Annotated in this window: 16 protein-coding genes; 5 read left to right on the top strand and 11 right to left on the bottom strand. The window is 36.8% G+C overall.

The features are described 5' to 3' along the window. The first annotated feature begins 41 nt into the window (after nucleotides 1-41). Together dinB and F3J23_RS00640 are read left to right on the top strand one after the other, a co-directional pair. Nucleotides 42-1,139 (top strand): DNA polymerase IV, encoded by a 1,098-nt coding sequence (gene dinB / locus F3J23_RS00645; RefSeq protein ID WP_167022548.1) that lies wholly within the window; start codon nucleotides 42-44, stop codon nucleotides 1,137-1,139. A 44-nt stretch (nucleotides 1,140-1,183) separates the two neighbouring features. Further along, nucleotides 1,184-2,656: an alpha-amylase gene (locus F3J23_RS00640; protein WP_167022545.1), complete on the top strand. Its 1,473-nt coding sequence runs from the start codon at nucleotides 1,184-1,186 to the stop codon at nucleotides 2,654-2,656. A gap of 73 nt (nucleotides 2,657-2,729) precedes the next feature. Here the strand turns inward: F3J23_RS00640 and F3J23_RS00635 are convergent, their stop codons facing one another. From F3J23_RS00635 to F3J23_RS00625, 3 genes are all read right to left on the bottom strand, one after another. Beyond that, nucleotides 2,730-2,897: a hypothetical protein gene (locus tag F3J23_RS00635; RefSeq protein WP_167022542.1), complete on the bottom strand. Its 168-nt coding sequence runs from the start codon at nucleotides 2,895-2,897 to the stop codon at nucleotides 2,730-2,732. 251 nt (nucleotides 2,898-3,148) lie between these two features. Next, nucleotides 3,149-4,486, bottom strand: a complete 1,338-nt coding sequence (locus F3J23_RS00630; protein WP_167022539.1) for a carboxylesterase family protein — start codon at nucleotides 4,484-4,486, stop codon at nucleotides 3,149-3,151. A 110-nt stretch (nucleotides 4,487-4,596) separates the two neighbouring features. Next, on the bottom strand, nucleotides 4,597-5,499 hold the full coding sequence (locus F3J23_RS00625; RefSeq protein ID WP_167022536.1) for a helix-turn-helix domain-containing protein: 903 nt from the start codon (nucleotides 5,497-5,499) through the stop codon (nucleotides 4,597-4,599). A 131-nt stretch (nucleotides 5,500-5,630) separates the two neighbouring features. Between F3J23_RS00625 and F3J23_RS00620 the strand changes: the two genes are divergently transcribed. Together F3J23_RS00620 and F3J23_RS00615 are read left to right on the top strand one after the other, a co-directional pair. Then, nucleotides 5,631-6,041 (top strand): cupin domain-containing protein, encoded by a 411-nt coding sequence (locus tag F3J23_RS00620; RefSeq protein WP_167022533.1) that lies wholly within the window; start codon nucleotides 5,631-5,633, stop codon nucleotides 6,039-6,041. A 24-nt stretch (nucleotides 6,042-6,065) separates the two neighbouring features. Further along, entirely contained in the window at nucleotides 6,066-7,121 is a 1,056-nt protein-coding gene (locus tag F3J23_RS00615) for an NAD(P)-dependent alcohol dehydrogenase (protein ID WP_194303823.1), read from the top strand. Nucleotides 7,122-7,174: 53 nt separating this feature from the next. On the opposite strand, the gene F3J23_RS00610 is transcribed toward F3J23_RS00615, so the two are convergent. Beyond that, entirely contained in the window at nucleotides 7,175-7,603 is a 429-nt protein-coding gene (locus tag F3J23_RS00610) for a winged helix-turn-helix transcriptional regulator (protein ID WP_167022530.1), read from the bottom strand. 81 nt (nucleotides 7,604-7,684) lie between these two features. Between F3J23_RS00610 and F3J23_RS00605 the strand changes: the two genes are divergently transcribed. Further along, nucleotides 7,685-8,563 (top strand): NAD(P)H-binding protein, encoded by an 879-nt coding sequence (locus tag F3J23_RS00605; protein WP_167022527.1) that lies wholly within the window; start codon nucleotides 7,685-7,687, stop codon nucleotides 8,561-8,563. A gap of 89 nt (nucleotides 8,564-8,652) precedes the next feature. Here F3J23_RS00605 and F3J23_RS00600 read toward each other — a convergent pair whose 3' ends face one another. The 7 genes from F3J23_RS00600 to F3J23_RS00570 form a co-directional block, all read right to left on the bottom strand. Next, nucleotides 8,653-9,954 (bottom strand): ectonucleotide pyrophosphatase/phosphodiesterase, encoded by a 1,302-nt coding sequence (locus tag F3J23_RS00600; protein ID WP_167022524.1) that lies wholly within the window; start codon nucleotides 9,952-9,954, stop codon nucleotides 8,653-8,655. A 93-nt stretch (nucleotides 9,955-10,047) separates the two neighbouring features. Further along, nucleotides 10,048-10,896 (bottom strand): GNAT family N-acetyltransferase, encoded by an 849-nt coding sequence (locus F3J23_RS00595; protein WP_167022521.1) that lies wholly within the window; start codon nucleotides 10,894-10,896, stop codon nucleotides 10,048-10,050. A gap of 28 nt (nucleotides 10,897-10,924) precedes the next feature. After that, the gene (locus F3J23_RS00590; protein ID WP_167022518.1) at nucleotides 10,925-11,320 is read right to left on the bottom strand and encodes a cytidine deaminase family protein; all 396 of its coding nucleotides are present in this window, start codon (nucleotides 11,318-11,320) and stop codon (nucleotides 10,925-10,927) included. A gap of 123 nt (nucleotides 11,321-11,443) precedes the next feature. After that, nucleotides 11,444-12,208: a T9SS type A sorting domain-containing protein gene (locus F3J23_RS00585; protein ID WP_167022514.1), complete on the bottom strand. Its 765-nt coding sequence runs from the start codon at nucleotides 12,206-12,208 to the stop codon at nucleotides 11,444-11,446. Between the two features lies 1 nt (nucleotide 12,209). Then, a complete protein-coding gene (locus tag F3J23_RS00580) occupies nucleotides 12,210-12,734 on the bottom strand; it encodes an ankyrin repeat domain-containing protein (protein WP_167022510.1) in 525 nt (174 codons plus the stop codon). Further along, nucleotides 12,731-13,276, bottom strand: a complete 546-nt coding sequence (locus tag F3J23_RS00575) for a YceI family protein (RefSeq protein WP_167022507.1) — start codon at nucleotides 13,274-13,276, stop codon at nucleotides 12,731-12,733. The genes F3J23_RS00580 and F3J23_RS00575 overlap by 4 nt, the downstream gene beginning before the upstream one ends. Nucleotides 13,277-13,286: 10 nt before the next feature. After that, nucleotides 13,287-13,631, bottom strand: coding sequence for a hypothetical protein (locus F3J23_RS00570; RefSeq protein WP_228455241.1), 345 nt, complete (start codon nucleotides 13,629-13,631; stop codon nucleotides 13,287-13,289). Between the last annotated feature and the right edge of the window lies 1 nt (nucleotide 13,632).

Below are 13,632 nucleotides of genomic sequence, written 5' to 3'. Positions count from 1 at the left end.
CTAACTTCCTTCTATAAATAAAGGAATCCATATCTTTGTGTATGGATTTTTCTTTGCCGCTTCGTAAAATTATTCATGTGGATATGGATGCATTCTATGCTTCTGTGGAGCAGCATGACAACCCTACTCTTAAAGGCAAAGCTATTGCAGTAGGCGGTCAGCATCGTGGTGTGGTTGCAGCCGCAAGCTATGAAGCCAGAAAGTTCGGGGTACGGTCTGCAATGCCCAGCAAAACAGCTAAAGAAAAGTGTCCTCACCTTATATTTGTCCCTCCCCGTTTTGCCAGATATAAAGAAATTTCCAAAAAAATACGTGAAATTTTCTATGAATATACTGATCTGGTGGAACCTCTTTCATTGGATGAAGCCTATCTGGATGTTACCGAAAACAAAAAGGGAATAGAATCTGCCAATCAGATTGCCAGGGAGATTCGTCAGAAAATATTTGAAGAAACCGGTCTCACAGCTTCTGCCGGGATTTCTGTCAATAAATTTCTGGCTAAAGTAGCTTCTGATATCAATAAGCCCAACGGGCAGAAAACCATTCACCCGGATAAGGTGGAAAACTTCTTAGAGGAACTTCCGGTTGAAAAATTTTATGGAGTTGGAAAGGTTACGGCCAACAAAATGTTTAGTTTAGGAATTTACAAAGGAAAAGATTTAAAGAAAAGATCTCTTGAAGAACTGATAAAACTTTTTGGAAAGTCCGGAAAACATTATTACAATGTGGTACGCGGCATTCATACTTCAGAAGTAAAACCTCATCGGATCCAAAAAAGCGTTGCTGTAGAAAGAACATTTTTCGAAGATCTTTTTGATGAACAGCAGATCAATGAAAAGCTTGAAAGCCTGGCTCAGGAACTTCATCAACGTCTGCAAAAAAATAATATTCTGGGAAGAACCTTAACCTTAAAAATTAAATATAAAGATTTCTCTCTTTTCACACGAAGCATCACCCGGGAGGATTATTTTACATCTTCCGAACAATATTTTAATACCGGAAGAAAACTTTGGGAGCTTCGTCCTTTTGATAAGGCTGTACGCCTGTTAGGGTTATCTCTCTCCCATCTGAATACGGAAGAAAAAAAACAGATTTCTGTTCAACTAAAAATCCCGTTTGAGGAATTTGAGAATCAGTAGGTCATATTTTTTTGCTAACTTGTATTCACCAAACCTGCAAATTTATGAACCCAACCATGATTCAGTTTTTCCACTGGTATTCTGAAGGAGACGGAAAGTTATGGAAAGAAGCCGAAAAACAAGCCGGATATTTAGCAAAACTGGGAATCACATCCGCCTGGCTACCTCCGGCCTACAAAGGAACAAATGGCGGATACTCCGTAGGATATGATTCTTATGATTTATACGACCTTGGTGAATTTGATCAGAAAGGAACAATTCCTACAAAATATGGCACTAAAAACAACTACATAAAAGCCATTAAAGCATTAAAGAAGCAGAACATAGAAGTTATTGTAGATATTGTTCTGGGACATAAAGCGGGCGGCGATGAACTGGAAAAATTCAATGCGGTAAAAGTAGATGAAGAAAACAGGGAAAAGGTGATTTCCGATATTATTGAAATACAATCCTATACTAAATTTATATTTCCCGGAAGAGGAAAAAAATATTCTGATTTTGAATGGAACTTCACGTGCTTTAGCGGCGTAGATTATGCGGAAGGAATGGAATCCCATATTTATAAGATACAGTCTGAATACGGAGACGATTGGGAAGAAATGATAGACGACGAAAAGGGGAACTATGATTATCTGATGTACAATGACATTGAACATAGAAATCCTTTTGTACGCGAAGAACTTAATAACTGGGCAAAATGGTATTTTGATCAGATCGATTTTGATGGGGTAAGACTGGATGCTTTAAAACATATTTCTTTTGATTTTTATAAGGAATGGATTACGCTGCTTCGTTCCAACACTGAAAAAAATATTTTCGCCGTTGGAGAATACTGGGCTCCCGGATATCTTCATTTACTTCAGAAATATATTGAAGTAACGGAAGGCTGTATGAGTCTTTTTGACAGTTCATTACAAAATAATTTCCATACGGCTTCCAAAGAAGGAAATTCTTATGACCTTCGCAGGATTTTTGATGAAACTCTTACTCAGGCTGATCCGATGCACTCCGTAAGCCTAGTGGCTAATCATGACACTCAACCTTTACAAGATCTTGAAGCTCCTGTTGAACCATGGTTCAAACCCATTGCTTATGCTTTAATCTTATTGAGAAAAGACGGCTATCCGTGTATTTTTTATCCTGATTTGTATGGAGCTCATTATGTTGATAAAGATAAATCGGGAAATGATCAGGAAATTTTCATGCCGAAGGTAGATGGTATTGAGCAGCTCCTCAAAGCCAGGAAAGATTATGCATATGGTGAACAGCGAGATTATTTTGAAGATGCCAATTGCCTCGGATGGGTGCGGGAAGGAGATGAGGAACATCCCGGATGTGCGGTAGTTTTAAGCAACAAAGATGCTTACAACAAGCCTATGGAAATGGGAAAATTTTATAGTGGAAAAAAATTCAAAGATCTTTTGAAAAGATTTAAAAATAAAGTAGTTATCAATGAAAATGGCTGGGGAGACTTCCCCGTGCCGGCAGGAAACGTAAGCGTCTGGGTCCCTGAATAAAATTCTTATAATAAAAAGGCATACATGAAAATCATATATGCCTGTTATTTCTGTCAGAATTTGGGATAGAATCTTAACAATAGATGTATTGGCAATACCAAATCTCTTTAGCCCATTCACAACATTGCCCATCTTCAGTGGAAGTACAGCATACTTTACCTATGTTGATATTTCCAGCGGTTAAACCCTTCAGCTCCCCACGGGTAAGCTTTCTTACTTTGAATTCTTTGTTTGTTTTCATAATTATTATTTTTTATGGTTATGTTTTTAAATATACGTTAAAAATAACAATTATACATATATATTTAATATCAATTACACAATTTAACACACATAATTAATAAAATTTAAAATAAATATTCGAAATCCGGTGAACCACCCCGTCAAAAGGATGGGAATAACACATCTTCAGCTGAAGTTTTTAATAAAAATCCGGAATGGTTGGGAAGCCTAAGGCTCAAAAGTATTCCATCATTGTGGATAAATAAGAAATCAAACTTTTCGGAGTGCCAGGATTTCCGGCCTTTCGGAATGATCTGAGATTTTTCCGCTGCGGGCAAATTCCGCCCATAGCGCTCTTAATTTTTTTCCGTTTTCATGAATTTGCTTCCAGGGAATACCTTTCAGCATTTCAGAGGATTTCCAGGCAGATTCGTTACCGAAAATTAGTGGCAGATCTATGCAATGGGAAGCACCAATATGATTATTCTTTACTTTCGAATGAATTCTGAAAAAATAAACATTTCCGCCGCCCTTAGCCAGATTCTCAGCAAATTTTTTTGCAGGCTCTCCATAAATAAATTCTGTTGTTTTTTCCACGGTTTTATCCATGATTTTTAATCCGAATCCCTTTCCGAAGTATTTATTTAAAGCTTCTGAAGTTTTGAGATAAAATGCTGTTTCGTCGTTATTCAGACCAATCAAAACATCATATTTTATAGCATTCTCATTCCATTTCAATACAGATTCTTCTTCTCTGCATAAAGGTGGAAATCCATATTGGATACCAAAAGGCATTACTGCTTTTAAACCATATTTCATTACGGACGGCACAAATTTCCCATATTCATCCATCATTTTCAACACATCCGTTTCATCTTTCAATGGTTCTGTTTTCTTTAGAAATTCTGCAGACATTTTCTGTCTTTTATGACGAAGTCCCAAAGGGGCACTCTGAATTATTACCCGCTGAAATAAGCCTTCCGTACCCTCCGATATCATTAAATGAGCAATAGCATCACCACCGGAAGATTGCCCCAGAAGTGTAATATTTTTTTCATCTCCACCAAAATCAGCAATATACTTTTTTATCCATCTCAAAGCTTCGATCATATCGAATAATCCAAGATTTGAAGGTCTTTTTTCATCACCGCCTAAGAAACCAAAGAGTCCTAACCGATAGGAAACAGTAACCACCATAATCTGTTGTTCTTTTACCCACTCTGAAGGATCAGCGGTAGTAAGATCACCACAGCCTATTTCATGGGAACCTCCGTGAATCCATACAACAACAGGAAGTTTGTCATTTTTATTAACGTCTTCGGGCCGGATTATTGAAAGAAACTGGGTTGATTCATCTGCTTCAAAGGTTTCAACAGGAGTAGCTCCGATCATTTTTTCTACCAAAGGACTTAATACCTGGGGACAGACCGGCGTTTTATCCGGAAAAACAATATCTGAAACAGAAGGCTCCTCAGGAACAGGCTTCTGAAATCTACCAGAATGGGCATAACGGATACTTTTGGCCTTAATAACGCCTTCTTCTTTTAATGCTATGATTCTTCCGAAATGGGTTTCAAAAACATGAGTTCCTTTCTGATATGTATTCATCTTGAAGAAATGTGAAAACTTTTCTCTTTAAATGTACTTTTGTTTTTTTGAAAATAAAAAAAATTTGCAGGTATAATTAATTTTTTTTAACACAACATTCGTGTTAAAAATCAGTTCAGCGTTTTATATTCGCTGGGTGAAACGCCTACTTTTGTTTTGAAAAGTCTTGTAAAATGCTGTGGATACTTAAACCCTAAATCATAAGAAATTTCACTGATCGTTTTTTCTTCCTCCAAGATCTGTTCTTTAGCAACATCAATTAATTTATTATGGATAAATTCCTGTGCGGAAACGCCCAGTTCTTTTTTGATGAGATCACCGAAATAATTGGCAGAAAGATTCAGTTTCTCTGCAAAATAATTTACCATCGGGAAACCTATATTCTTAGGGTTATCTGATTTTAAATAATCATCAACCAGATTTTCAAATTTCCCGATCACTCCCTGATTCACATGATCTCTGGTAATAAACTGACGGTCATAAAAACGCATACAGTAATTTAAAAACAGTTCAATATTGTTGACTACCAGAGATTTGCTATGTTTATCGATAGGCTGTTCCAGTTCCAGTCTTATATTTTTAAAGCATTCCAATACAATTTCTCTTTCTTTTTCAGAAAGGTGCAAAGCTTCATGTACATCATAAGAAAAGAATGAATAATCTTTAATATGCTTTCCTAAATTGGTTCCTTTGATAAGATCGGGATGAAATAATAAAGCATATCCTCCGGGCTGAATCGGGCTGCCGTCATTTTTTACCCCGCTTACCTGGCCAGGCGCAATAAAAACCAACGTCCCTTCCTGATAATCATAACTGTGTTTTCCGTAATACATATCTCCACAAACCACATCTTTCAGAAAAACCGTATAAAATGCGTACGTTCTTCTGTAGCTGCAAATGGCGGGAGACTTTGAGAAATCAACCACACTTACCAGCGGATGCAGCGTTTCATTATGGGTCATTTTATTGTAATCTGAAATACTGTTAATTCTTTCAACTTCCTGATTTGCCATGGGATATATTTTAAATCTTATTCAAAATTAACACTTTCCTTTGTAACTGATAAGGTGTCGGTAAAATTGGTAAGTAAATCGGTAATCTGTATAAGTCTGGTTTATGTGAAAGTTTCGACTTTTGTACTGTTATGGAAACTTTTAATACCAACATTTTTCCGAAAGGAGAAAAAGCCCCCTCTGATTATTTTTCCGGAGGAACAGCATGGGTTCATATCCTGAAACCTAATGAGGATATACTGAACTGCCAGATAGGAAATGTCACCTTTGAACCGGGATGCAGAAATAACTGGCATTCTCATAGTGGCGGACAAATTTTAATCGTAACTTCAGGAACAGGATTTTACCAGGAAAAGGGAAAACCTGCACAGGTTTTACACGCGGGAGATGTTGTGAATATCCTTCCTGATGTGATCCATTGGCACGGAGCTGCTCCGAACAGTGAATTCATACATATCGCCATTAATACCAATACTCAAAATGGTGTTGTGGAATGGCTGGAACCTGTAACGGATGAGGAATATAACAATTTATCAATGTAAACTTCAACTTAAATTAAATAAACAATGAGTACAATTACAGTAAAAGCTTATGGTGCGGAATCCACCACAGCAGATCTGAAAGAAATGAATATTGAGAGAAGAGAGGTTACGGCAAAAGATGTAGAGATAGAAATTCTATACTGCGGAGTTTGCCACTCGGATCTTCACACGGCAAGAAATGACTGGGGCGGATCTTTGTATCCTGTAGTTCCCGGGCATGAAATTGTTGGCAGAATTACCAATGTAGGAAATGAGGTTTCTAAATTTAAAGTCGGGGATCTTGCAGCAGTAGGATGTATGGTAGACTCATGTGGTCATTGTGACAGCTGCCAGCATGATCTTGAGCAATATTGCCTGAATGGTTTTACAGGAACTTACAACGGGAAAGATAAACATATTGGAGGTCATACTTTCGGAGGATATTCTCAAAAAGTAGTTGTTGATGAACATTTTGTTCTAAGTGTTCCTGAGAATTTGGATCTTGCGGCAGTAGCCCCCCTTCTTTGTGCAGGAATTACAACCTGGTCTCCACTAAGACACTGGAATGTGGGACCTGACTCTAAGGTTGCTGTTGTAGGTTTAGGCGGATTAGGTCATATGGCAATTAAACTTGCTAAAGGTTTAGGTGCCGAAGTTACTTTATTCTCCAGAACCCCGGGAAAAACCGATGATGCCAAGCAGCTGGGAGCTGATCATGTTGTTATTTCTACTGATGATTCACAAATGAATACTGTGAAGGGTAAATTCGATCTGATTATTGATACTGTTCCTTACGAACATGATATCAATCCTTATATGCAGACACTTTCTTTAAACGGAACATTAGTTCTTGTGGGGTTTGTGGGAGAATTTCAGGAAGCTGAAGTAAGCACAAGACCGATGATCTTCCAGCGCCGTTCTGTAGCAGGATCATTAATAGGAGGTATTGCTGAAACCCAGGAATTGTTAGATTTCTGTGGAAAACATAATATTGTTTCTGATATTGAACTGATCAAAATGCAGGATATCAATCACGCTTATGAAAGAATGCTTAAGAGCGATGTAAAATACCGTTTTGTGATTGACATGCAGTCACTGTAATTTGAAACGGGATATTAACCAAAACAGGCGCTTCAAATTGAAGCGTCTGTTTTTTATTTATTCAGATTCCGGCCAAAGCCATTCTGATCTTTATGGGTCATATATTTGTTTCCTTCAGCACATTTAATATCATTCCTTTCCATATCCTGAAATGCCCATTCTGCCATAGCATCAATAACTGGAGCTAACTCATTGCCTGCTTCACTCAGCTTATAGGTCACATGAGGCGGTACTACAGGTTTTGCTGTTCTGATGATCAAGCCGTCTGCTTCCAGCTGTTTGAGATGTTGAATCAGCATTTTTTCTGTTACGGCAGGAATTGCTTTTTTCAATTCACTGTATCTTTTCTCACCTGTAGAAAGGTTGAAAAGAATAATAGGTTTCCAGAATCCGCCAATTCTTTCCATCACATACATCACAGGACAGTCCTGTACGGTCTTTTTGTTCTCCTGAATGGTAGAACTTTCTTTGATTGCTGTCATTGATACATACTTTAGGGTAAGTACTTGTATAAAAGTAAGTACAAATATAACTTTGTTTCCAGAAATAAAAAAATATTTATTATGAAAATTGTAATCACAGGATCATTAGGAAATGTAGGCAAACCATTAACCCAACAACTCGCTGCGGAAGGGCATAATATTACGGTAATAAGCAGCAATGAAGCAAAAAAGCAAGAAATAGAAGCATTAGGAGCTGTCCCGGCTATCGGGTCTATCACTGATGTTAATTTTTTAACCCAGACTTTTGAAGGAGCAGATTCCGTTTTTGTAATGACACCTCCAGCTATCAGCCCGGATAGAATTGTTGAAAATACTACAAATGCCGGAAAGAACTATGCTGAAGCATTAAAAAATGCCCGAGTAAAAAGAGCTGTAATGCTGAGCAGTGTAGGTGCTGAATCTCCTGTAGAAAACGGCCCTATTGCAGGTCTTCACCATATTGAAAAACTATATAATGAAGTAGAGAACACCTCATTTACTTTTTTAAGAGCGGGATATTTTTACAATAATTTTTTCAATGATATTCCACTCATTAAAAATGCAGGAATCATTGGTGGAAACTATCCCGGAACAGCTAATATTCCTTTGGTTCACCCTAATGATATAGCTAAAGCTGCAGCTGAAGAGCTTGTAAAAGATGAAAATGGGAAAAACATTAGATATATTGTGGGAGATGTCAGAAAAGCATCAGATTTTGCAGATGTTTTAGGAAAAGCTGTGGAAAAACCTGAGCTTCCATGGGTAGAATTCTCTGATGAAGATGCTTTAAACGGAATGCTTCAGGCAGGACTTCCTCAGGATATGGCCCATCTGTATGTTGAAATGGGAAGGGGAATGAGAACGGGAGTTGTACAAAAAGATTTTATTGAACACGGCTCTCCTGTTACAGGAAATATTAAGCTGGAAGATTTTGCTAAAGAATTTTCTGCTAAATTTTAAATTCTTGCCTTACAACAAAAAAAAGAGTATAAGTATCGATCAAAACAGGTTTCGGCGCACCTCTGGTGCGCCGAAACCTGTTTTGATCTTTATTTTTTAATCTTCAGATTATTTTTTTCTTTTAATATACCTTTCAATACTTTCAGCTTCCCATCAATAGGCTGATCAATTTTTAACCCTAAAATCTCAGCTATGAGCGGATAAACATTAATGTTAGTAAACTCACCAATCTTAAGATTATTTTTAAATTCAGGGCCCCATGCATAGAAAGTAGCTTTCATTTCGGGAACAATTCTAGGATCATAGCCATGCTTTCCTACTGATGTTTTCTTTCCTTTTTCAAGAAAGATTTTCGGAGCCTTTGGAATCAGAAGAATCTGTCCTATTCTGTTATATTGATCATCTCTTGTTGCGAAATGTAAGTATTTAGGTAATTTTTTATCCAGATAAACTTCATAGTCATTAGTCTTACCCGCTTTCAATTCTTTATAAACGGATTTTACCTCATCCGGATTTTTTACATATACCCTTAACAGCGTCTGTGAATTGTAAAAATCAAAACGATTTTTATCTAAAAGAATAGCAGGAATTTCCAAAGGAGTACCTCCATCTACTTTAATCATTCCATGATCGGAAACAAAAACGAAATTAACATCTTTTAATCCTAAAGCATTTACTTTCTGAACAAGATCTCCTACAGCCTGATCAATCAGGTGAACAGCATCTTCGGTTTCTTTAGCATCCGGGCCGTAATGGTGCCCGTTTCCATCTACTTCCGGAAAATACATCGAAATAAAATGAGGTCTTTTATCTTCAGGTAATTTCAGCCAGTTGACTACTTTTTCCACTTTTTCGGAAGGAGTAAATTTTTCGTGGTAAGGATAATAATAAGAAGGTCTTATTCCTCCGGCATCACTTGCGGACCCTACCCACATTAAAGATGCTGAAACTATTCCTTGCTTTTCCGCTAATCCCCAAAGAGGAATTCCTCCGTACCAGCTTCCATCCTCTGCATTTTTTTTATTATTTAATGCATAGGCTTCCTTTCTTTTATAATCATAGAAAAAATTATCAATTAAACCATGATGCGAAGGATAAAGTCCTGTAATCAGGCTCCAGTGATTAGGAAATGTAATACTTGGATAACTTGGGATCATTGCATCGGCATGTACTCCGCCGTCAGAAAGTCTCAAAAGGTTTTCTGCATTATACTTTTGGGCGTAATCATAACGGAACCCGTCTGTTGAAATCATGATTACGTATGGTTTTTTCTCAGCTTCCGGGCTGTTTTGTCTTCCCGGAATGACCACCTGGGCCGTATCCACACTTACTTGTTGTGCAAAAACTGTAAATGATACCAGCAGCAGCAAAAGATATATTCCTCGCTTCATTATTTAAAAATTTCAGCAAAGTTACGTTCTATACTTCTGAACGAAAAGTTTAGGAGGTTAAAAGTATATTAAAAACTATTAAAATGAAAACCGTCAGATACTTCTTTTCATTTCAAATTGTGAGAGCCAGTTTTTGAGACCTGTTTCTTCGAGGAATTTTGCTGTATTTTCTGAAGAATCATCTACGTTATTCAGTGAAACACTCTGTTCTTCATTTCTTTCTTTAACCGCAATAAAAAGCTTTGTCCCTATGCCTTGCTTTCTGTACTTTTTATCTACAGCAACCTGATAAATTCTTCTTGATACTGGCCCATAAATGATATATCCTACCAGTTTTTTTTCAGCATAAGCCCCTAAAGCTATATAATTTTCTGGTATAGGATCCAACACAAAAACAGACCCTTGCCATGAAGGTTCTATATCCCAGAAAGAACGTAATGTTTCCCATGAGAAGTCCTCAAGATCTTTTATGGTTATCTCTGTATTTTCTTTTTTCGGATTGGGGTTGATATTTCCATTAAAACAAAGCAGTCTTCGTACAATAGAAAACCCTAAATTTTCATAGGCTCTGATTGCATTTTGATTTCCTTCAATCACTTCAAGCAGTAATATATCTGCATCTCTCTCTTTTAAAACAGGAATAATAAAATCGTACATTTTTCTCACCAGCCCTCTACCTCTGCTTTCCGGAATAACACCTGTTCCGCCGTTATAAATAATCTTTTCGCCATTTTCAACCTTTTCTGCCTGAAGAATAAAGCCCACAAGCTTCCCTTCCTCAAATGCTCCGACAGATAAGTTCATATCCAGCTTTTCCGCTGCAATTTTTGAGATAAGCACTTCTTTTGTTAAGTGAAAAGAGACAATATAATCGGAAAATGAATGATTGAATACTGATAAAAGTTCTTCTATTGTAATATTTGCCAGGGTTTTGAATTCCATTGATGTTTAAAAATTAAGAGATTAAAGATTACCATTCTCTGTCAAGATCTTCTTTCCAGTCATAAGGCATCAGTTCTTTCAAAGTTACAAATATTCCGTTTTTAACTTCTACTATTGCCCCGAGATTTTCTTTTGATAACTGACTCATTAATTCCCGGCATCTTCCGCACGGAGGGACTGCATTACCGTCATTTCCTACAGCCACCACCGCTTTTATCCGATGTTCTCCATTTTTCAACATTTCAGCTATTGCACTGTGTTCTGCACAGAACCCCATAGAACATGCCGTGTCTATACTAATTCCTGTATACACATTACCATCTGCTGTTTCAATAGCTGCCGCTACTCCACCATATTCTATAAAATCATTCAGTTTTCTTGATTTTGCAAACTGATAGGCTATTTCCTTTAAATTTTTACTCAAAACTTGTCTTTTTGGCTTATAAACAAATATATAGATTTCCAAATAAGCCGTTTACCAATTCTATCATAAAAAATACCTCTGAAAAATCAGAGGCATTCATTTACAATATTTGGATGTGATTTTTTATTCTTTAATCAGCTTTTCATAAGATACGCTTCCGTCTTTCAGCTGAATTTCAAGATAATAGTTTCCTGATTTAAGATCTTCAACATTGATACTTTCTCTATCCGGAGTCACCGTTTTTACTTTTCTTCCTGATCCTTCATAGATATCAATAGATTTTATCTTATCGAAATTTTTAAAGCTAACAGCAGTTTTTGCAGGATTAGGATAAAGACTTACTTTTTTGCTATCAGCAACAACTTCGCCGGTTCCCAGAGTAGTACTTGCTGTCATTGTTAATGTAGCATAATCTCTGTTACCACCATGATATCCTAAAGCCTGATTTCCTGATCTACGTGCATAAAAGATATTAATGCTACCGGCGGCATTAGGAATCGCAAAGTCCCCTGTTCCTCCGGCCAGTGATCTTGTTGCTACTATAGTTCTTGTACTTCCGCTTACGGTATTGGAAGTTTCAGTCCAATCCTGAGCAGCATCGGCATTGGGAGCAGTCATTCCAATAAAAGTATAATCTCTGTTGGCAGATGAATTATAGATAAATCCATCTGAACCGTTAGCCATACCACCAGAGTTTACACCATTTCCGCCAAATCCTATTCCCAACATTGAATTGCTGTCGCCTGTCAAAGTCATTGTTACTCCAGTAGGAGTAGTATCTAATTTCACCGTCATAGATGCTGTTGGTAAATTTACCGTTCCTGACGAAAACTGAGCCCATGCAAAACTGGCAAAGGCCACATTAATTACTAGTAAAACTTTTTTCATATTAATTTTTTAAGAGATTGATGATTTCTTTATTATTGGTTTGTAATGCATATTCAAAAGGAGTCATTCCCATTGAATCTTTCTTCGTTTTATCTGCCTTATATCGAAGTAATTGTTCTATCAACTCTTTATTTCCGGATTTTACAGCCCAGAATAAAGGAGTATATCCTGTAGCATCTGCAATATTCGGATCTGCTTTTTTCTTTAACAGATGCTCTACAAGTTCTTTATTATATTTTATAGCAAGACCAGCTAGTGCGGTACCTTCACGGCTTTTATAATTGATATCTTTTACATGATCAATCAGAAAATCTGCAACACTTACATTTCCTCTGTAACAGGCTAAAATAAGTGGAGAAAAACCATTTTCATTTACCTGATTAATAACATCCGGGTTCTGTTTCATCAGTTCCTGTACTTCAGTTACTGTTCCGCTTCTGGCAATATCAAAGATTGATTTTGTTTTTTCCTGCGCAGAAAAGAGAGCACCTAAGCAAAAAGCAAATACTATGATTAAACTTCTCATTGCGCTGCCATTACATAGTTATACTCAATATTTACATTCTCTGCTACTTTCTTCATAACCATCTTGGGAATAGTCACTTTAAAATCTGCAGGCTTTGCTACAAAGCCACCCTGCATATAAACTTTGCCCTCTTTTGAATATATAGTTGCAGCAGAAGAAACTGCTTTATCTACACCATGAAAATTAAGTGTTCCCTGTACGGTATATTTTTGCGGGCTTGTGGAAAGTTTTGTTTTATCAAACCCGGCAATTTTCCCTTTGAAAGTTGTTTTAGGATATTTTGCTGTCTCAGCATAACTTTCGTTGAAATGCTCTTCCATTAATTTGGTCTTAAAGTGAAAATTTTTAACCACTGAAACTGAAGCTATCTCTCCGGTATCTGCATTTAAAATCACAACATTGTTATCATCTTTTGCATAAATATCTTCAAATAAAGGCACTGAGGCTTCAAAAGTAACTTTACCCGTTTTAGAGCTGTATTTCTGTGCTGAAGTATAGCCTGCTGAAAGCAAGAGTATGCTTAATAGTATTATTTTTTTCATATCAATTTTTTTAATTTTCAGTTAATCCGTCTGCTTTCCATTTTATGAAAATATTGATCTGTGCAGCAGATAATGAACCTCCCTGAGGCATTTTCCCGGGATCTCCGCTGGGTCTTTGAATCCGATCAATAATTCCGTTTATGTTATTTTTTACCTGATCATAGGTCTCCAGCGGTTTGAAATTTCCGGAATGACAGCCTATACAGTTGTTATCTACAATAGGTTTTACATCTTTGGTATAATTTACGGGTGTGGTGATAGGTGTATTATCTGAAATTTCTTCATAGGTTCTGCTATCACATGCTGTTATGATAAGGGTTACTGATAATATCAATAATGACGTCAACTTTCTCATA

It is taken from the genome of Chryseobacterium sp. Tr-659 (genome assembly GCF_011752975.1).
Classification (GTDB): Bacteria; Bacteroidota; Bacteroidia; order Flavobacteriales; family Weeksellaceae; genus Chryseobacterium.
Note: the sequence above shows the minus strand (reverse complement) of the source record. Positions and strands in the feature narration are given on the sequence as shown.

Coding starts and splice junctions, on each gene's coding strand:
- dinB (WP_167022548.1), top strand. CDS start 42: ATGGATTTTTCTTTGCCGCTTCGTAAAATTATTCATGTGGATATGGAT.
- F3J23_RS00640 (WP_167022545.1), top strand. CDS start 1,184: ATGAACCCAACCATGATTCAGTTTTTCCACTGGTATTCTGAAGGAGAC.
- F3J23_RS00635 (WP_167022542.1), bottom strand. CDS start 2,897: ATGAAAACAAACAAAGAATTCAAAGTAAGAAAGCTTACCCGTGGGGAG.
- F3J23_RS00630 (WP_167022539.1), bottom strand. CDS start 4,486: ATGAATACATATCAGAAAGGAACTCATGTTTTTGAAACCCATTTCGGA.
- F3J23_RS00625 (WP_167022536.1), bottom strand. CDS start 5,499: ATGGCAAATCAGGAAGTTGAAAGAATTAACAGTATTTCAGATTACAAT.
- F3J23_RS00620 (WP_167022533.1), top strand. CDS start 5,631: ATGGAAACTTTTAATACCAACATTTTTCCGAAAGGAGAAAAAGCCCCC.
- F3J23_RS00615 (WP_194303823.1), top strand. CDS start 6,066: ATGAGTACAATTACAGTAAAAGCTTATGGTGCGGAATCCACCACAGCA.
- F3J23_RS00610 (WP_167022530.1), bottom strand. CDS start 7,603: ATGACAGCAATCAAAGAAAGTTCTACCATTCAGGAGAACAAAAAGACC.
- F3J23_RS00605 (WP_167022527.1), top strand. CDS start 7,685: ATGAAAATTGTAATCACAGGATCATTAGGAAATGTAGGCAAACCATTA.
- F3J23_RS00600 (WP_167022524.1), bottom strand. CDS start 9,954: ATGAAGCGAGGAATATATCTTTTGCTGCTGCTGGTATCATTTACAGTT.
- F3J23_RS00595 (WP_167022521.1), bottom strand. CDS start 10,896: ATGGAATTCAAAACCCTGGCAAATATTACAATAGAAGAACTTTTATCA.
- F3J23_RS00585 (WP_167022514.1), bottom strand. CDS start 12,208: ATGAAAAAAGTTTTACTAGTAATTAATGTGGCCTTTGCCAGTTTTGCA.
- F3J23_RS00580 (WP_167022510.1), bottom strand. CDS start 12,734: ATGAGAAGTTTAATCATAGTATTTGCTTTTTGCTTAGGTGCTCTCTTT.
- F3J23_RS00575 (WP_167022507.1), bottom strand. CDS start 13,276: ATGAAAAAAATAATACTATTAAGCATACTCTTGCTTTCAGCAGGCTAT.
- F3J23_RS00570 (WP_228455241.1), bottom strand. CDS start 13,631: ATGAGAAAGTTGACGTCATTATTGATATTATCAGTAACCCTTATCATA.